Annotated in this window: 19 protein-coding genes; 3 read left to right on the forward strand and 16 right to left on the reverse strand. The window is 62.5% G+C overall.

Going from position 1 to position 18,355, the window contains the following annotated elements:
- Positions 1–230 precede the first annotated feature (230 nt).
- From artM to ACNPAA_RS02070, 4 genes are read right to left on the reverse strand one after another with little or no spacing between them, the layout of a single operon-like run.
- Positions 231–893 (reverse strand): arginine ABC transporter permease ArtM, encoded by a 663-nt coding sequence (artM, locus tag ACNPAA_RS02055; protein WP_010673075.1) that lies wholly within the window; start codon positions 891–893, stop codon positions 231–233.
- A gap of 2 nt (positions 894–895) precedes the next feature.
- Complete coding sequence (gene artQ, locus ACNPAA_RS02060; RefSeq protein ID WP_042014905.1) at positions 896–1,546, reverse strand: arginine ABC transporter permease ArtQ; 651 nt, start codon at positions 1,544–1,546, stop codon at positions 896–898.
- Between the two features lie 3 nt (positions 1,547–1,549).
- Complete coding sequence (locus tag ACNPAA_RS02065; RefSeq protein WP_010673073.1) at positions 1,550–2,287, reverse strand: arginine ABC transporter substrate-binding protein; 738 nt, start codon at positions 2,285–2,287, stop codon at positions 1,550–1,552.
- Positions 2,288–2,311: 24 nt separating this feature from the next.
- On the reverse strand, positions 2,312–3,052 hold the full coding sequence (locus ACNPAA_RS02070; RefSeq protein WP_010673072.1) for an ATP-binding cassette domain-containing protein: 741 nt from the start codon (positions 3,050–3,052) through the stop codon (positions 2,312–2,314).
- Positions 3,053–3,252: 200 nt separating this feature from the next.
- Here ACNPAA_RS02070 and argR point away from each other — a divergent pair, with 200 nt between their 5' ends.
- Entirely contained in the window at positions 3,253–3,723 is a 471-nt protein-coding gene (gene argR, locus ACNPAA_RS02075; protein WP_005308670.1) for a transcriptional regulator ArgR, read from the forward strand.
- A gap of 79 nt (positions 3,724–3,802) precedes the next feature.
- On the opposite strand, the gene ACNPAA_RS02080 is transcribed toward argR, so the two are convergent.
- The 5 genes from ACNPAA_RS02080 to glnK form a co-directional block, all read right to left on the reverse strand.
- Positions 3,803–4,708, reverse strand: coding sequence for a Dyp-type peroxidase (locus ACNPAA_RS02080; protein ID WP_042864452.1), 906 nt, complete (start codon positions 4,706–4,708; stop codon positions 3,803–3,805).
- Between the two features lie 89 nt (positions 4,709–4,797).
- Positions 4,798–5,832: an ABC transporter ATP-binding protein gene (locus ACNPAA_RS02085; RefSeq protein WP_104451894.1), complete on the reverse strand. Its 1,035-nt coding sequence runs from the start codon at positions 5,830–5,832 to the stop codon at positions 4,798–4,800.
- Between the two features lie 40 nt (positions 5,833–5,872).
- Positions 5,873–7,498, reverse strand: coding sequence for an ABC transporter permease (locus ACNPAA_RS02090; RefSeq protein ID WP_417891544.1), 1,626 nt, complete (start codon positions 7,496–7,498; stop codon positions 5,873–5,875).
- 39 nt (positions 7,499–7,537) lie between these two features.
- Complete coding sequence (locus ACNPAA_RS02095) at positions 7,538–8,545, reverse strand: Fe(3+) ABC transporter substrate-binding protein (protein WP_010673068.1); 1,008 nt, start codon at positions 8,543–8,545, stop codon at positions 7,538–7,540.
- A 228-nt stretch (positions 8,546–8,773) separates the two neighbouring features.
- Positions 8,774–9,112 carry a P-II family nitrogen regulator gene (gene glnK / locus ACNPAA_RS02100; protein WP_005332325.1) on the reverse strand — a complete coding sequence of 113 codons (339 nt, stop codon included), beginning with the start codon at positions 9,110–9,112 and terminating at the stop codon, positions 8,774–8,776.
- Positions 9,113–9,313: 201 nt separating this feature from the next.
- On the opposite strand from glnK, the gene arfB reads away from it, so the two are divergent.
- Both arfB and ACNPAA_RS02110 read left to right on the forward strand, forming a co-directional pair.
- On the forward strand, positions 9,314–9,730 hold the full coding sequence (gene arfB, locus ACNPAA_RS02105; protein WP_010673067.1) for an alternative ribosome rescue aminoacyl-tRNA hydrolase ArfB: 417 nt from the start codon (positions 9,314–9,316) through the stop codon (positions 9,728–9,730).
- A gap of 26 nt (positions 9,731–9,756) precedes the next feature.
- The gene (locus ACNPAA_RS02110) at positions 9,757–10,251 is read left to right on the forward strand and encodes a methylated-DNA--[protein]-cysteine S-methyltransferase (RefSeq protein WP_103857996.1); all 495 of its coding nucleotides are present in this window, start codon (positions 9,757–9,759) and stop codon (positions 10,249–10,251) included.
- A gap of 607 nt (positions 10,252–10,858) precedes the next feature.
- Here the strand turns inward: ACNPAA_RS02110 and ACNPAA_RS02115 are convergent.
- From ACNPAA_RS02115 to ACNPAA_RS02145, 7 genes are all read right to left on the reverse strand, one after another.
- Positions 10,859–12,055, reverse strand: a complete 1,197-nt coding sequence (locus tag ACNPAA_RS02115) for a NupC/NupG family nucleoside CNT transporter (RefSeq protein WP_041214468.1) — start codon at positions 12,053–12,055, stop codon at positions 10,859–10,861.
- Between the two features lie 182 nt (positions 12,056–12,237).
- Positions 12,238–13,173, reverse strand: a complete 936-nt coding sequence (locus ACNPAA_RS02120; RefSeq protein ID WP_010673064.1) for a LysR family transcriptional regulator — start codon at positions 13,171–13,173, stop codon at positions 12,238–12,240.
- Between the two features lie 82 nt (positions 13,174–13,255).
- The gene (locus tag ACNPAA_RS02125) at positions 13,256–13,792 is read right to left on the reverse strand and encodes a glutathione peroxidase (protein WP_010673063.1); all 537 of its coding nucleotides are present in this window, start codon (positions 13,790–13,792) and stop codon (positions 13,256–13,258) included.
- 59 nt (positions 13,793–13,851) lie between these two features.
- On the reverse strand, positions 13,852–14,415 hold the full coding sequence (locus tag ACNPAA_RS02130) for an NnrU family protein (protein ID WP_042864457.1): 564 nt from the start codon (positions 14,413–14,415) through the stop codon (positions 13,852–13,854).
- A 260-nt stretch (positions 14,416–14,675) separates the two neighbouring features.
- Positions 14,676–15,809, reverse strand: coding sequence for a glycerate kinase (locus ACNPAA_RS02135; RefSeq protein ID WP_201871610.1), 1,134 nt, complete (start codon positions 15,807–15,809; stop codon positions 14,676–14,678).
- Positions 15,810–15,818: 9 nt separating this feature from the next.
- Positions 15,819–17,081 carry a GntP family permease gene (locus tag ACNPAA_RS02140; protein ID WP_042014914.1) on the reverse strand — a complete coding sequence of 421 codons (1,263 nt, stop codon included), beginning with the start codon at positions 17,079–17,081 and terminating at the stop codon, positions 15,819–15,821.
- Between the two features lie 119 nt (positions 17,082–17,200).
- Complete coding sequence (locus ACNPAA_RS02145) at positions 17,201–18,316, reverse strand: sugar diacid recognition domain-containing protein (RefSeq protein WP_201871608.1); 1,116 nt, start codon at positions 18,314–18,316, stop codon at positions 17,201–17,203.
- Positions 18,317–18,355: the final 39 nt, after the last annotated feature.

Genomic DNA, 18,355 nt, shown 5'->3' on the forward strand with positions numbered 1-18,355 from the left:
GTCTAAGCGTAGGTTTAAGGTTGTTTCTAGTTGGGTTAATGCTGATTCTTATTGTGCGCCTCACCTTAAAGGATCCCCTCCTAAAAAACAATCTGATAACAGTTGTAATCACGGGTTCTGTGAGCCAGGGAACAAGCGGCGATGAAAGCGGAGAGGAATATGCGATAAATGGGAGGAAAGACACAGATTTCCTGTGCTCCCCTCACCATTAAGAGGTAAATGTGACTGCTTCAGGACTGGAAAGCCAGTGCCCGACGCTCACACCAGCGGAAACCAATTGTTAACAATCCATTCATGGTCAGATAGAGCGCTCCGGCCACGGTGAACACCGCCAGGGTGTCATAGGTCTGGGCGTTGAGACGCTGGGCCAGCCCCATGATGTCCATAATGGTGATGGTACTGGCGAGCGAACTCCCCTTGAGCACCAGGATCACCTCGTTGGAATAGGCGGGGACCAGCCGACGGGCGGCATGGCGGGTCTTCATCCACAGGGTCTGTCCGGCCGAGAAGCCGAGCGCACGGCAGGCCTCCACTTCACCGGCGGGGATGGCGTCGAGCGCCCCTTTGAACAGCCGGGTGGAGTAGGCTGCGGTATTGAAACCGAGCGCCAGCACGGCGCAGAACCAGGGTTGCTTGAGCAGCGGCCAGAGCGGCCCCGCCTTGAGCCATTCAAACTGGCCAGGCCCGTAGTAGATGAGGAAGATCTGGATGAGCAGCGGCGTACCGGTAAAGACCAATACCCAGAGCTGCACCAGCTGGGTCGCCACCGGAATGCGACGCTCCAGCACCCAGGTCATGCCGGCCGCCATCAGCACGCCCAGCAACAAGCTGAACGCGGTGAGCTGCAGGGTGATCGCCAGCCCTCCCAGCAGGGTCATCAGGTAATCCTGCATGGTCAGCCTCCGTAACGGCGGGTATAGCGGGACGCCTGCTTCAAACCGAATTCACTCACCAGACTAATAGCCAGATAGATGAGGGCGGCAGCGGCGTACCAGGTGAAGGGTTGATAGGTGCTGGCCGAAGCCATCTGTGCCTGACGCATCATCTCGTTCACCCCGATGAGGGAGACCAGAGCGGTGTCTTTCAGCAGCACCAGCCACTGGTTGCCGAGCCCGGGCAGGGCGTGACGCCAGGCCTGGGGCAGCACGATGCGAAAGAAGGTGTGCCCCTTGCCCAGGCCGAGCGCCTGCGCCGCCAGCCGCTGCCCAGGGGGCACCGCATTGAGGGCGGCACGCAGGGTCTGGGTGGCGTAGCTCGCAAACAGCAGGGAGAGCGCCAGCACACCGCAGGCGAACGGGCTGAACTCCACATACTCCCCGGTGATGAGGAACAGCACCTGGGTCGAGCCGAAGTAGATGAAGAGCACCACCAGCAACTCGGGCAGACCACGGATCAAGGTGGTCAGGGTGGCCACGGGCCACACCAACGCACGCTGCTTGCTCAACTCAGCCGCACTGAATGCCAGTGCCAGCACCATGCCACCGACCAGGGATGCCAGGGCCAGCCCGAGGGTCATCCAGGCTGCATCCAACAACAAGCTCAACATGGCTTACTGCGCGAAGTACTTGTCATAGATCTTCTGATAGGTGCCGTTGGCCTTGATCTCGGCCAGCCCCTTGTTCAGCTGGGTCAGCAGTTCCTGGTTGCCCTTGGCCACCGCGATGCCAAAACCGGTACCGAAGTACTTGGCGTCGGTCACCGGGGTACCGACCACGGCGTATTCCTTGTGCTGCTTGAGCCAGTCGGCGGCCACCGCCGTATCGGCAAACACGCCGTCAGTGCGGCCATTCATCATGTCGAGGAAGGCGCTCTGGTAGCTGGCGTAGGGCACGGTCAGCAGACCCTTGCTCACCCAGTTGTCCACCAGATAGGACTGGTGAGAAGTGCCGTTCTGCACGCCGACTGTCTTGTCCACCAGATCGTCCGGCCCCTTGAAGGTCTCTTTCTTGGCGACGAACACCGCGGAGTTCTCGTAATAGATGTCGGAGAAGTCGACCTGGGCAGCCCGCTCCGGGGTCACGTCCATGGCGGCGATGACGGCGTCATAGCGACGGAACTTGAGGCTGGGGATCAGGCTGTCGAAGGCCTGGTTGTGGAAGCTGCACTCCAGCTTGGCCTGCTCGCAGACCGCGCGGGCCAGATCGATGTCAAACCCCTGGAACTCGTTCTTGTCATCCAGGTATTCGAACGGCGCATAGGTTGCCTCGGTGGCGAACTTGATCTCTTTGGCCAGCACAGAAGTGCTCAGCAGACCCATGGCGGCGATCAGCAACAGACTCTTTTTCATGACAGCTTCCTTATCGACTCAATATCAATGCATCAAGAATTCGGCAAACCGGCTGGTTTGCGGGGACTGGAAGATGGCGGCGGTGCCGGATTCGATGATCCGCCCCTTCTCCAGATAGATCACCTGACTGGCCACCTTGCGGGCGAACTCCACCTCGTGGGTCACCACCACCTGGGTGATGCCGGTCTGGCTCAGGGTGCGGATGATCTCCGCCACCTCTTTGGTAATTTCGGGATCCAGGGCAGCCGTCGGTTCGTCAAACAGCAGCACCTGAGGATCCATCATCAGGGTCCGGGCAATAGCGACCCGCTGCTGCTGGCCACCGGAAAGCCGTGCGGGCCAGGCGTCCCGTTTGTCGGCCAGTTGCAGCTGGGCCAGCAGATAGGCCCCTTTCTCGATGGCCGCGTCGCGGCTCATGCCGAGCACCTTGACGGGCGCTTCAATCAGATTCTCCATCACGGTGAGGTGCGGCCACAGATTGTACTGCTGGAACACCATGCCCACCTTGCGGCGCAGCGCCTGTGCCTGACGGTTGAATTCGGCAGTAGAGAGGCTGGACGGGAAAGAAAATTCACTGTCTGCGATGCGCAACACACCGGCATCCGGCGTGTCCAGCAAGTTCATCATGCGCAGCAGAGAGCTCTTGCCTGCCCCGCTCGGGCCCAGCAATACCAAGGTCTCGCCGGGAGCAGTCCGAAAGCTCACCTGCTGCAGTACCGGCACCTTGTGCCAGGATTTTTCGATGCCGATTAATTCGATACCCATACAGCCCAATTGAATAAGTTTTCAAAATTTCGTCCTGATTCTAGCGCCAGCATAAGTTGATGCAAGCTATATTTGAATCAATATGCAGAACAAGCGCCGCTTCCTTGCCAAAACAGGCATATGAATGCAAAATAGCAGCGCTGTTCGTATCTGCCGCCTGAGCGTGACAGGCGGTCACTCCCCTCATTCGTGAGTCCAAGATGAAACATAACGACAAGCAAGAAAAACTGGCCAAGGCCTTTAAAGCCTTGCTGAAAGAGGAGCGTTTCGGCTCCCAGGCAGAGATAGTGACTGCCCTGCAAGAGATGGGCTTCGAGAACATCAACCAGTCCAAGGTCTCGCGCATGCTGAGCCGCTTCGGCGCCGTTCGCACCCGCAATGCCAAGATGGAGATGGTCTACTGTCTGCCGGTGGAACTGGGCGTGCCCACCACCTCCAGCCCCCTCAAGAACCTGGTGCTGGATGTCGACCACAACGGCGCTCTGGTGGTGATCCACACCAGCCCCGGCGCAGCTCAGCTGATCGCCCGCCTGCTTGACTCCCTCGGCAAGGCCGAAGGGATCCTCGGCACCATCGCCGGTGATGACACCATCTTCATCACCCCGACCAGCGATACCGACATCGAGGAGCTCTACCTCTCCGCCCTCGAGCTGTTCGAGCAGACGCCCTGATCCGGTCGCCTTGGGCGATCCGCACAAAAATCCCGGCCTTGGCCGGGATTTTTTGTTTTGAGCGGTCGGCAAGCCGGGTTTATTTGCCCTCGGCCACCAGAAAATCGACGGAAGGGGCGAAGAAGGCCGCGCCGGTCACCGCCCGGGTGAAGCGCAGCAGGTGATCGAAGTGGCTGCCTTCCCCTTTGTACATACTGGCCAGCATGGCGTTGAAGTGCAGCGGCGTGCGGCAGCAGGAGATGAAGTAGAGCCCCTGCTCGCTCATGGTGCCCCAGGGCATGCTCTGGCGCAGGATCTCCATGGACTCCCCCTTCGGGGTCTTGAGGTTGACCCGCTTGATGTGGGAGGTGAGCGGCTTGTCGGCGGACTCGTATTCGATGTTGTCGACCTTGGTGCGGCCTATGATGTCTTCCTGCTCCTTCAGGGCCAGCTTCTCCCAGTCGCTCATGGCGTGGACCCAGCGCTGCACGTGGATGTAGGAGCCACCGGCGAACTCGCCGCCGTCCAGCAACGCCACCTCGGCGCGGTGCTCATCCTGCGGGTTCTCGGTGCCGTCGACGAAACCGGTCAGATCCCGGCAATCCTGGTTGCGAAAACCGCGGACTTCCTCGGCCAATTCAACAAGCCCGGCCAGCAGGGCCATGACGCGATGACCGGCATGATGCAGCACGTCCACCCGATCAGCACGCAATTGTACGAAGAGATCGAACGGGGTATTGGGGGCCTCCTGACCGTTGGCGGATTGCGCCATGAAACCGCGGAACTGGGGCGGCCGGGCGGCAGGATAGAGATCATCCCAGGCGTCGGCCCCGACGGCGACCAGACCGCTGAAGGCCGCATCGGGGAAGTCGGCGCTCACCGCCTCCCAGAGTGCTGGCAGGCTGGCCAGGCGGGAGGTCAGGGCAGCGGCGTCACCGGTGCGATTGAACATCAGATAGAGGGCGTGCAGATTCGGCTCTGCGCAGATCCCGGCTTGGGCTTTCATGTCTCTCTCCAAGTGCGTTGGCTATGGGCGTGGCGCGATTATAAACCAGCGCGCTTCCAGTTCATTGATTTCACGACAATACCACGCACTCATGGCAAGGGGTCAAACAACACCAGGGCATGAGGCGCCACGGTCACCCGCGCGCGCTCCCCTTCCAGGGGCTCACCGATGCTGGCTTCCAGTTGCTGGCCGCCACACTCCACCAGTACCCGGCAGTGATGGCCCAGGAACTGTTGCTCACGCACCCGGATCTCACCGTCATCCGCCGCCGTCAGCGCCAACTGCTGGGGTCTGAGCATGAGCTGCAACCGCTCCCCCACCGCGCGGCCATGGGGCTCCTGACCGCAGATGGTTCCAAGGAGGGTCTGCACGCAGTGGCTGTCCACCACCTCGGCCGCCAGATAGTTGACCCCGCCGAGAAACTCCGCCACGAAGCGGTTCCCGGGGCGGCGATAGAGCTGCTCCGGCTCCCCCACCTGTTCGATGCGACCGGCGCGAAACAGAGCCAGCCGGTCGGCGAAGGCGAAGGCCTCTTCCTTGCTGTGGCTGACGAAGATGGCACCAATGCCCTGCTGTTTGAGCAGGGCGCGGATCTCGAGGATCAGCTTCATCCGCACCTGGGTGTCGATGTTGGAGAAGGGCTCGTCCAGCAGCATCAGGCGCGGCTTGCACACCAGGGCGCGGGCGATGGCCACCCGCTGCTGCTGGCCGCCGGAGAGCTGGTGGGGATAGCGCTCCCCCAACCCCTGCAGGTTGACCAGCGCCAGCGCCTCTTCCACCTGCTGCTGGCGGCTGCCGCGATCTTGCCCGGTCAGGCCGAAGCCGACGTTCTCGGCCACCGTCAGGTGAGGAAAGAGAGCGTAATCCTGGAAGATCATGCCGATATGGCGGGCCTCCGGCGGCACACTCACGCCGGGGGCATCGAGCAGGGTCTCTCCCAGCCGGATCTCCCCCTGGGCCAGGGGCAGCAGACCGGCCACCGCTTTGAGCAGCGTGGTCTTGCCACAGCCGCTGGCCCCCAGCAGACAGACGATCTCGTTGTCGGCCACCTGCAGGGAGAGCTGCTCCAGCACGGGGCGGCCATTGTAGTGACAGCTGACCTTCTCGATATTCAGGCAGGACAAGGTTCTTTTCCTCTCGCGTAGTGATGCCGGACGGGGCCGCTCAATGGCCTGGACCATCCAGAGTACGGTTGATCCACAGCAGGGGAATCAGCCCCACCAGCACGATGACGATGGCACCGAGCGCCCCCCGCTCCAGCATCTCGTCCGAGACGAACTGATAGACGTGGGTCGCCAGGGTTTCGAAGTTGAACGGCCGCAGCATCAGGGCGGCGGGCAGCTCCTTCATGGATTCGATGAACACCAGCATGGCGCCGGCAAAGAGGCCGCGGCGTACCAGCGGCAGGTGAATGCGACGCAGCATGCCGCCCGCCCCCTGCCCCAGAGAGCGGGCAGCCATGTCGAGGCTGGGGGAGATCTTGCTCATGCTGCTCTCCACCGACCCGATGGCGATGGCCACGAAGCGCACCAGATAGCCGAACACGATGGCGGTGAGGGTGCCGGTCAGGAGCAGACCGGGGCCCGGCATCCCGAGCCACTCGGCCAGATCGTTGATGCCAAAATCCAGGGCCGTGAGCGGCACCAGCACGCCGATGGCCAGCACGGTCCCCGGCATGGCATAGCCCATGGCGGCGAAGCGCAGGGGCAGCAGGCTGAGAGTCCCCCCATCGAGGCGACGGAAGAAGCCGAGCAGCAGGGCAATGGCCATGGCCAGCAGGGCGGTCAGGGCCGAGATGGCAAGGCTGTTGCCCGCAAAGCGCACGAATTCGGGCGTCCACGACAGCGCGAAGTAACGCACCCCGTAATCGAGCAGGATGACGAACGGCAGGGCGAACCCCGCCAGCACCAGACCCCAGCACCAGAGCCCGGCCAGCACGCCCCTCAGGCCCACGAGGGGGTAACGCAGGGGCTGCTCGAAGCCCATGGACTTCTGGAACACCTGCTGGCGCTGGCGGGAGCGGCGCTCCAGCGCGATGAGCAGCACCACCGCCAGCAGCATCAGACAGGAGAGCTTGGCGGCGGTCGCCAGGCTGCCGTAGCCGAGCCAGGTGTCGTAGATGGCGGTGGTCAGAGTGTTGATGGCAAAGAAGTGGACGGTGGCAAAGTCCGCCAGAGTTTCCATCGCGACCAGAGATGCCCCCACCATGATGGCCGGGCGGGCCAGGGGGAGGCTCAGGCGGCGAAAGCTCTGCCAGGGGGTGCAGCCGAGCAGACGGCTGGAGTGAATGAGGCTGACCGACTGCTCCAGGAAGGAGGCCCGTGCCAGCAGATAGACATAGGGAAAAAGCACCAGCGCCAGCACCCAGGCCGCGCCCCCGAGGGAGCGAATGGCCGGGAACCAGTAGTCGGTCGGTCCCTGCCAGCCAAACAGGGCACGCAGCCCCGCCTGCAGCGGGCCCGAGTAGTCGAGCAGGTCGGTATAGACGTAGGCCACGATATAGGAGGGCATCGCCATGGGCAGCATCAGCGCCCATTGCAGGGCGCGGCGCCCCGGCACCTCGCACATGGCCACCAGCCAGGCGGTGGGCACTCCGAACAGCAGGCTGAGGCAGACCACCCCCAGCACCAGACCGGACGTGTTTCGCAGATAGTCGGGCAGTACGGTATCGGCGAGGTGGGCAAACAGTTCCCCATCAGCCGAGAAGGCGGAGAAGACCAGGGCGAGTACCGGCAAACCCAGCAGCAGGGCGGTGGCCCAGCTGCCGGCAATCCATCCAAAATGTTTCATGAGTCCACAGAAGTTGATGGGGCCGTTGGCCCCATCTGATTACAAGTCGAATTTCACTTCATCCAGCAGTTGCAAGGCGTCCTTGCGGTGCTTGGCATAATCGCTGACCGGCATGGGGTCAGACTTGAACGTGCCCCAAGACTTGACCATGGCAGAAGGCTCGACCCCCGCCTTGACCGGGTACTCGGCATTCACATCCGCATACATGTGCTGGGCGGTATCCCCGGAGAGGAACTCCATCAGCTTCTGTGCTGCGTCCTTGTTCTTGGCATACTTGGTCATGGCCACGCCGCTCACGTTGACGTGGGCACCGCGATCACCCTGGTTCGGGAAGTTGATTTCCACCGCGTCGGCCCAGGACTTCTGCGCCGGGTCCTTCAACATGGCACCCAGGTAGTAGCTGTTGCCCAGGGAGACATCACAGATGCCGTCCTTGATCGCCTTGACCTGATCACGGTCGTTGCCCTGGGGCTTGCGCGCCAGGTTGGCCTTGACCCCTTCCAGCCAGGTCTTGGTGTCCGCCATGCCGTGATGGGCAATCATGGACGAAACCAGCGCCACATTGTACTCGTGCTTGCCGCTACGGGTACAAATTTTTCCTTTGAATTCAGGCTTGACCAGATCTTCGTAGCGGATGGTGTCGAGCTTGCCAAGACGCTCCTTGCTGGAGTAGATGGCACGCACCCGGGTGGTCAAGGCGAACCAGCGGTTGTCCGGATCGCGATAGATGGCGGGGATGTTCTCCTGCAGCGTCTTGCTGTCCACCGGCTGCACCAGGTCCTTGTCCACCAGCTCGGTCAGACGGCTGATGTCCACGGTCAGCATCAGATCGGCCGGAGAGAGCTTGCCTTCCCGTTCCAGACGCTCGTTCAGCCCCTCTTTGGCAAACACCACATTGACCTTGATCCCGGTCTCCTTCTCGAACTGCTGGATGATGGGCTTGATCAGCTCATCCTGACGGTTCGAATAGACGTTTACCTCCTGGGCGGCGAACGCCGACTGGGCGACAAGCGTGGAGAAAGCCAGTGCCAACATCTTCATTTTCATCATCCGTTCCTTGTCTGCGTAAAGAGTGATAACCATTTTCGTTTGCATTCTGCATGAATCGGGAGGAGAGGATCAAGGCTGTTTGCTGGGTTGGAACGATCTATTTAATCAGCGGCCAAACAAAAAGACCGGATGGAATCCCATCCGGTCTTTCGACGACCACCCCTTCACACTGTCGGCAGAACCTGCCCGGACCTTTGCCCGACCCGGCCGGGCAAAGGAGCGTACTCAGAGCGCCTCGTCGTCGCTCTCACCAGTACGAATACGCACCGCTTGCAGCAGGTCATAGACGAAAATCTTGCCGTCACCGATTTTGCCGGTATAGGCAGCCTTGCAGATGGCCTCGATCACCCCTTCGACGTTCTCGTCTGCGGTGGCGATCTCCAGCTTTACCTTCGGCAGAAAGTCGACCTGGTACTCGGCCCCCCGGTATAATTCGGTGTGCCCCTTCTGGCGACCAAAACCCTTCACTTCGGAGACGGTCAGGCCTTCCACCCCCAGGTTGGCGATGGCCTCGCGCACGTCGTCCAACTTGAAAGGTTTGATAATCGCAGTAATCAGCTTCATCTGGTTGCTCCCAATCCATGGTATGTCACGAATGGGTCATCAATTCTTGTGCCAAGTATTTTTATCGTTTATTTTCATATAGATAGATATGACACTCTGAGCCAGAAAGGCTCAGGATCACCAAGGAAGCGCATCTCGCCCCATAATGAGGCACCAAGCTGCACCAGACTCCCTTGATGCACCAAATGAGAGCATCACCCCATGTTAGTCATCTCCAACAGCGTGATCATCCCCTGGCATGAACTGCAATTCCAGACCATGCGGGCCCAGGGCAATGGCGGCCAGCACGTCAACAAGACCGACTCCGCCGTCTGGCTGCGCTTCGATTATCGCGACTCCCCCAGCCTGCCGCCGCTCTACAAGGAGGGACTGGAGCGGCTCAGCGACAGCCGGGTTCACGACGGCTTCATCCAGATCAGGGTCGAGACCCATCGCAGCCAGGACATGAATCGCAAGGAGGCCATGAGCCGCCTGACCGAGCTGCTGAAAAAAGCCGCGTGGCGCCCCAAGGCCCGCCACGCCACCAAGCCGACCCGCAGCTCCCAACGCAAGCGGGTCGATGCCAAGAAACGCAAGGGAGAGATCAAATCCACCCGCGGCAAGCCCGTACTGGAGTGACCTGCCACATGCCCGAGGACAAGAGAATGCAGTACAGCTTTTGTGAATGCGCCAAGGGGCCCCTGCTCATCGCCATCGATGGGGCCGGGCTGCGCCACGTGGAATTCATGCAAGGGGAGCGCCCCGTCCTGCCGCAACCGGAGTGGCAGCGGGATGATGCCGCCCTGGCCCCCTTCGTCGAGCAGTTTTCCGCCTACTTTGCCGGCCGCCTGCGGCGCTTCGATCTCCCCCTGGCCGCCACGGGCACACCATTCCAGCAGGCCGTGTGGCAGGCGTTGTGCGACATCCCCTACGGCGAGACCGTCAGCTACCTCCAGATTGCAGAGGCCATCGGCAACCCCAGGGCCGTGCGGGCGGTGGGCGCCGCCAACGGCCGCAATCCCCTCAGCATCATAGTGCCCTGCCACAGGGTCATAGGGCGCAGCGGTGAACTGACCGGCTACGGGGGAGGCATCCCCATCAAGCGCTGGTTGCTGGCACTGGAGCAGGAGACCGCAGACCACTTCGCGCTGACCCCATGAAAGGGTGCGCCTCCTGTCAAATGCGGGTTGCGGGTGCAGGCACCACAGACCGCAGGCCACTCGCGCGGATCCTCTGACGAGCGGCATCTTCATCACATACGAGTTGCTGGTCCCAACAGCAGACCGCAGGCGGCGTTGCACTGCCCATGACGGGCAACCCCCCCATCACATGCTGGTTGCTTGCCATCTGGCAGCATGGTTGCGTGATTCGTTGAGCAGACATCGGGATAATATTCCGACGGATCCGCCCCATGGCAGGAGCATGCCCACCGCCCCGATTCACCTTTCCTTTGAGCCGCATAACAAAATAAATCACTGATTATTTATTTTATTTCAGCATCAATTATTTAAAAACCACATTACGGCAGCATTTTGAAAATGAACACAGTATGAAGAATCGCCTCAGAAGCGCTTCAGAGAGCATCAGGCATCATGGCTTCACACTTGGATGGGACGGCTCATCCCTCATTCAGGTGGCACCCATGTGACGCTTCCAATCTGTCTTTTCCCCGCGCCTCCCCAGAGGCGCTTTTTTTTGCCTGCAAGCGGGTGCAAAAAAGCCCGCCGAAGCGGGCAATGACCGGAAGGTGCTGACTTCCAGGGTCTATCAGAGGGCGAGGAACAAGCCTGCCAGGGAGGCGCTCATCAGGTTTGCCAACACCCCCGCCAGGATGGCGCGCATGCCGTAGCGGGCGATGAAGGACTTGCGCTCCGGCACCATGGCCCCCAGGCCGCCGATGAGGATCGCCATGGAAGAGATATTGGCGAAACCGCACAGGGCGAAGGTGACGATGGCCTTGCTCGACTCGTTCAGGGTCTGATCCTGCACCAGGGCGATGAAGGCGACGAACTCGTTGATGACGATCTTGGTGCCGATCAGGGCACCGGCCGCCTGGGCCTGATCCCAGGGTACGCCGATGAGCCAGGAGACGGGGGCAAACAGCCAGCCCAGGATGATCTGGAAGCTCAGCTCCAGCCCCACCAGGTCGCCGGCCCAGCCCAGCAGGCCGTTGAGCAGGGCGATCACGCCGACGAAGGCCAGCAGGGTCGCCCCCACGGCGACGGCGATGTTGAGACCCGCCATGGCGCCATCGGCGGCCGCTTCAATGACGTTGGTGGCGCGGGGGATCTCCACGTCTTCGTGGTGATCTTCCTCTTGCGCGGCGGGCGGCACCAGGATCTTGGCCATGGCAAGCCCGGCAGGGGCGGACATGAAGGCCGCCGCAATCAGGTATTTCAGCTCGACCCCGATGCTGGCGTAGCCCACCAGGGTGCCGCCAGCTACCGAGGCCAGCCCGCAGCTCATCACCGCAAAGAACTGGGAATCGGACATCCTGGAGAGATAGGGTTTGACCACCAGCGGCGCTTCCACCATGCCGACGAAGATGTTGGCGGTGGCAGAGAGGCTCTCGGCGCGGCCGGTGCCCAGCAATTTCTGCAGGCCGCCGCCGAGCAGGGCGATCACTTTGGGCATCAGGCCGATGTGATAGAGGATGGCGATCAGCGCGGAGAAGAAGATGATCACCGGCAGCACGTTGAAGGCGAAGATGAAGCCCAGCTTGAACTTGGCCAGATCCCCGAACAGGAAGGCAATCCCCTCCTGGCCGTAGCCGATGACGCTGCTGACGCTCTCGCTGACACCGTTCAATACCTGCTGACCGGCGGGCAGCCAGAGCACCAGGGCGGCGAAGAGCACTTGCAGGCAGAGGGCAAAGCCCACTGTTCGCAACGGGATACGACGACGATTATCAGAGCAGAGTGCGGCCAGGGCCAGGATGCTCAGGATACCAAGCAGGGCAATCATGGGGATTCCATCCAGTGAGGCTGAAGATGGGCGCGGATTCTGCTCCCCTCCCCTCACCGCCGCAACCCTGCCGGGTTACAACCCTGTTAGCAAAAACGTTTGCACGATATCGGTTGCGCCAACTGACTGATTTGACACAACTTTGAAACCGCACTCACGCCAGTGTCCTTGTATGGAAACGATTATTCCTCGGTGCCGGACAATTTCCCCCCGAGCCAGGGTGCGAGTCGCTGCGCCCAGTAGGGCCCGGGTCCGAAGCTCTCCTTGAGGAAGTCGATGAAGAGGCGGATCTTGGGATCCAGATGCTCTCGCCTGGCATAGACGGCGTGCACCGCCATCTTCTGGTTCGGTTGCCACTGGGGCAGCAGAGGGATGAGCTGACCAGATTGCAGCTCCTTGTCCAGCAGGTAGTTGGCCACGTAGGCGATGCCGAGCCCGGCCAGGGCGGCGTCCCGCACCGCTTCCGCCAGATCCACCCGGTAGTTGCCCGCCACCTGCACCGTCTGGCGCTCCTTGCCCTGGCGAAATGACCACTCGTGGTAGCGCCGCTCCCGGCTCTGGTAGGTGATGCAATTGTGATGGGCCAGATCCCTGGGGTGCAGTGGCGTGCCGTGACTCAGCAGATAATCCGGCGAGGCCACCAGCACGAAGCCGATGTCTGCCAGTCGCTGCCCTACCAGAGACTCGGGTTTGTCCTCGTAGGTGGTGATCCAGAGATCCAGCCCCTCATCCACCAGATTGGTGCGGTGATCGAACAGGGACACCTCCAGCTCCAGATCCGGATAACGTGCCTGAAACGCCTTGAGGCGCGGGATCACGTGCAACCGCCCGAAGGATTGACCCACCCCCAGATGGAGCACGCCGCTCACCTTGCCACGGCGCTCCGCCACCATGGATTCCGCCTCCAGTGCCACCGCCACCAGAGCGCGGCAGTGGCGGGCATACTCCTGACCCAGTTCGGTGAGCCCGAAACGGCGGGTAGTGCGCTGTACCAGCTGGGCGCCGAGCGCGGTTTCCAGCAGGGCGAGCTGCTTGCTGATGTGGGATTTGGAGACCCCGAGGCGGCGCGCAGCCGCCGAGATGCCCTGTTCACGAACCAGGGCATCGAAGATCACCATTTGGGGAAGACGTTGCAGCACGGTGTCACCGGAGTGGATGGCGGGGCCGCATTATTCCAGAGTGGCCCGCCATGGGGTAGGGTCAGTGCCCCAGGGCATCGATGATCTGCTGTTTGAGAGGATCATCCGACGGATTCTGGTTGGCGCCATAGCTCGCAATCAGCTTGCCGTCCCGCCCGACCAGGTACTTGTGGAAGTTCCAGTTGGGCGCATCACCGTCGGCAGCCGCGGCCAGCCCCTTGAACAGCGGCACCGCATCCGAACCCCGCACCGCCACCCGGTTGAACATGGGGAAGGTCACCCCGTAGTCCCGGCGGCACACCTCGGCGGTCTTGTTCTCGTTGCCCGCCTCCTGCCAGAAATCGTTGGAAGGGAAGCCCAGCACCATCAGCCCCTTCTCCTTGTAGCCCTGATAGAGGGCTTCCAGATCCCGGAACTGACCGCTGTAACCGCAGTAGGAGGCGGTGTTGACCACCAGCACCACCTTGCCCTCGGTCAACTGGCAGAGGTTGTGGCGCTGGGTGCTGTTGAGCTCCCGCATCTCCACGTTGAAGTAATCGGGGCAGGCGGCAGAGACCGCCCCCGAACCGAGCATCAGCAGCAGGGTGAACCATTTCATCGACGTGACTCCCATTATTTTGTACATCATACGCAAGACCCCGGAATCTGGTTCAGGGATCAGTGCAGGGGGATCCCGGTCAGCCAGCCGTGTCCCCAGAAGATAAGCAGAGCCGTGAGGGCCAGCCCCGCCCCCAGACTGATCCCCGTCCCCTGCCAGGTGGCGGCGGCACGGGGGTGACGGCCCCACTCCCGCATCGAAATCCAGACGATGCTGATGAGAGCCCAGAGACCGAGCCCGCCAAACAGCACCAGGGAACGCGCCTCGCTGTTCACCGCCAGATGGGCCCCCGACCAGAGCAGCACCCCGAGCAGCTGGGGGTGCACCAGCCAACGGCGGAAATGGTTCGCCCCCTGCCCCGCACACAGCAGGACAAGGGCGATCGGCATGATCCCCATCACCAGGGTGGGCCCCCAGACAGGCAGAAAATAGAGGGGCATGGGGCTGGCACTGCGCCAGCCTGCGAGGATGCAGCCGATGGCGACGAACACCAGCAGCGAGAAGAGCCCCTTGTAGCGGTTCTCCCCCAGCCGCTCCCGCAGACGGGCGCGGTGCTGTGCCGCGAAACAGGGGTAAAGATGAGTCAGGGTGAACAACACCACCCCCAGGGTCAGCAGGATCATGGCTCGCTCCTCGCATATTGCCCCCCGGAATGGGAAGCCCTCCCTCAGGCGGGCCTTGTTTCTCGTGGCTCCCTCACTGTCGGGAGATCACTATGCCGCAAAGCCCCTTCTCAGAATACAAAAACCATATGAAAGACAGCAGGATAATAAAAAAGCCGACCCAAGGATCGGCAAGTGCGTCAGAGGTGCCACGCCGGGCCGCTCACTCTGCTGCACGGGGCAGGGTCAGGCCGATGCACCGCATCGGCCAGGAGAGAGGGTCATTTGCGCAGCAGGTAGAGAGCCGCCACGTTGCGGGCCGTGAGCTGCAGGTTGGTGGTGGCGGTGGCCAGCGCCTCCGGCAGGGACATGGCCCGATTGACCACGGCGAACACCGCATCCAGCCCATGCTCGTGCACCACGCCGCAGTCATCGGTGAGGCATCCGGCGATGCCGATCACCGGCTTGCCGAACTGCTTGGCACAGCGAGCCACCCCGATGGGCGTCTTGCCATGGATGGTCTGGCTGTCGATGCGGCCCTCGCCGGTGATGACCAGATCCGCATCGGCCACCGCCTCAGCCAGGTTCAGCGCCTCGATGACGATCCGGATGCCGGGTTTGAGCTCGGCGCCGAGCAGCCCCACCAGGGCTGCCCCCATGCCGCCTGCGGCCCCCGTTCCCGGGATCTCCTTCACCTGCTTGCCAAGCGCCTGCTCGATGCAGTCCGCGTAACGGGCCAGATTGGCATCCAGTTCGGCCACCATCTCGGGAGTTGCCCCCTTCTGCGGACCGAACACGGCGGACGCCCCTTTGGGGCCGCACAGCGGATTGTCCACGTCGCAGGCCACCTCGATGGTGAGTCCGGTCAGACGGGGATCCAGCCCGCTCAGGTCGATGGTGGCCAGCTCGGCCAGACCGGCACCGCCCGGCGCAATGGAGGTACCATCTGCTTTCAGGAGCTTGCCGCCGAGTGCCTGGATCATGCCGGCACCGCCGTCATTGGTGGCGCTGCCGCCGATGCCGAGGATGAGGTGGTCCACCCCCATCTCCAGTGCGGCCAGGATCAGCTCCCCGGTGCCGACACTGGAGGTGAGCCGCGGATTGCGCAACTCGGGCGCCACCAGATGAAGGCCGGAGGCCGCCGCCATCTCGATGACGGCCCGCTTGCCATCCCCCAGCAGGCCCACGAAGCCCTGCACCCTGTTACCGAGGGGGGCGGTCACCTCGACCGGCAGGATGCGACCACCGGTGGCATCCACCAGAGACTGCACCGTCCCCTCGCCGCCATCGGCCATGGGCAGCTTGACGTAGGTGGCATCCGGCAGCACCTGCTTGAAACCGGCCTCGATGGCATCGGCCACCGCCATGGCGCTCAGGCTCTCCTTGAATGAATCGGGGGCGATCACAATTTTCATATCAGTTCCTTAGGCGAGGCCAAACACGCCAAACATCAGGGTGGAGACAACGGCGATGGTCAGACCGACCGCGGTTTCGTAGGGGATGAGCTTGAGTCGCTCGCCGACGCCCATGTGGACGCTGCCGCCGGTGGCATGGAAGAAGGAGCCGTGGGGCATGTGGTCAAACACGGTGGCGCCGGCGTGGATCATGGCGGCCCCTGCCAGGCTGCTGATCCCCAGTTCAATCAGAGTGGCGCTGAACACGTTGGAGGCCACCACAGTCCCGGCCGTGGTCGAGGCGGTCGCCAGCGACATCAGGGCACCGGAGATGGGGGCCAGCAGATAGGAGGGCAGACCGGAAGCGGTCAGGCCACTGATGAGCACATCTTTCAGGCCGGAGTTGGCGATGATGCCCGCCAGGGTACCCGTCCCCAGCAGCATGATGGCCACCGGCGCCATGCGGGCCAGGCCCGAGACGGCAAACTGGTTCACCTTGGTGAACTTGCCCATCATCAGGGCACCGACCAGGCCGCCGAGAGGCAGCGCAATGAGCGGGTCCACCACGATGCCGGCGATGGGACGCAGGGCCAGCAGCAGGATGGCGACCAGGGGCGCACTGATGGCGGCGGCAAAGCCGGGCAACTTGGCACCGTCAACGCTCACCACCTCGTCGGCGGCCACCTTGCTGCCCCGGTTGTTGAGGCGCTTGGCGAGCCAGTAGGCCATCACCAGACCGAACAGGCCGGGAATGATGCCCGCCGCCATCACCGAGGTGAGAGGCAGGTGGAAGGCATCGGCTGCCGCGATGGCGTTGGGGTTGGGAGACATGACGTTGCCCGCCTTGCCACCGCCTATCATCGCCAGCAGGATGGCCGCCTTGGAGAGATCGGCACGGCGGGCGATGGCCAGCGCAATGGGGGCGACCGTGATGACGGCCACGTCCACGAAGACGCCGACCGCGGTCAGGATCAGGGTGGCCAGCGCCAGGGCCAGCAGGGCGCGGGTTTCGCCGAGTTTCTTGACGATGGTCTCGGCGATGGTGGTGGCGGCGCCCGATTCGATGAGCACCCCGGCCAGCACACCCGCCGCCAGGATCCGCATCACTGCCGTGGTGATCCCCTGGGCGCCGCCGATCATCAGGGCGACGGTCTGGGTCAGGTCGGCGCCACCGATCAGGCCACCGGCCAGGGCACCGACAATCATGCCGTAAGCGGGCGGCACCTTCTTCAGGATGAGGAAGATGGCGATGGAAAGCGCGGCGAGCGCGCCGAGCGCGGAGACTGGGATCATGACGGGCACCTTATTGTTGTAATGAGTGGCGCCATTATGGGGATCCCCGCCTGGAATGCTTTGGCCATAAAACCAAAAAAAGCATTTACCGGCCTTGTATTTTTGTTGGAAAAGACAAATCAGCTATCGAGACTGAGCCCGAGATAGAGCAGAAATTTGTCATCTAACTTATTGAAATTCAAACCGGTTATCTGCTCTATCCGGGTCAGTCGATAACGCAGGGTGTTGGGGTGAATGAACAGGGCTTCGGCACAGGGATGCAGATCACAATCCTGCAAGAAATATTGGCGCAGCGTCTTTTGCAGCGTTCCCTTTGTGTCCTCCTGCGCCAGCTTTTGCAGCGGAGCCCGCAGCTGATCCGCCTGCCAAGAGTCCGCCAGGGTGCCGAGCAGCACTGAGAGCCGGTAATCCTCGAAGAAATAGACCTGCTTGCGGGGCGACTGGCGCATGCCACGGCGCAAGGTGTCTCGCGCCGTCTGGTAGGAGAGCGCCAGCCCGGGGATGCCGGCGAAGTAATCACCCACCCCGATGCGAACCTTGAAATGGGGAATACGGGAGAGCAGCTGCCGGATCCGGCTGCGCTCCTGCGCCGACTGCCAGACGCCGTCGCTGAGCTGGGCGGGTTTGAGCACCACTATCTCGTCCAGGCCGTTGATGGCCACCAGGTTGTCCCGCTCCGGGTTTTCCAGCAGGTGAACCAGCTCCCTCACCTGGGCGGGCTCGGCCTCCTCCAGCGCCAGCACGGCCACCACCCGGGGCTGGGCGAGATCCAGCTCGAGGAAGCGGGCCACCTGTTGCAGTTGATCGGCCCGCCCTTCGCCGCGAATGAGCTGCAACACCAGCTCCTCCTTGTGGCGCTTGTCCCACTGCAACTGCTCGGTGAGTGCCGCCTGTTCCAGGATGAGCTCGGCGGTCATGCGCACCAGCTCGGCGTAAGCACGCACTTCGTCCGGATCGCCCGAGATGCCGATGACGCCGAGCAGCTCCCCCTGATAGGCGATGGGCAGGTTGATGCCGGGCCTCACTCCCTTGAGCTCCCGGGCGGTGGCCTCGCTTATCTCCACCACCCGGTTCTCGGTCAGGGCCAGCACGGCCCCCTCGTGGCGCTGGTGCAGCCGCTCCGGATTGCCGGACGCAATGATGAGTCCCCGCTCATCCATGACGTTGACCGAGAACGACAGGATCTTCATCGCCCGGCTGACTATCTGATGCGCGAGCGCGTCGTTGAGCTGCATTGCCTCTCCATACCATTCGTTGACAGGGTCCCCGGCGTG

This window comes from Aeromonas sp. PS2Canimalfood6 (genome assembly GCF_048276795.1).
Lineage (GTDB): Bacteria > Pseudomonadota > Gammaproteobacteria > Enterobacterales > Aeromonadaceae > Aeromonas > Aeromonas caviae.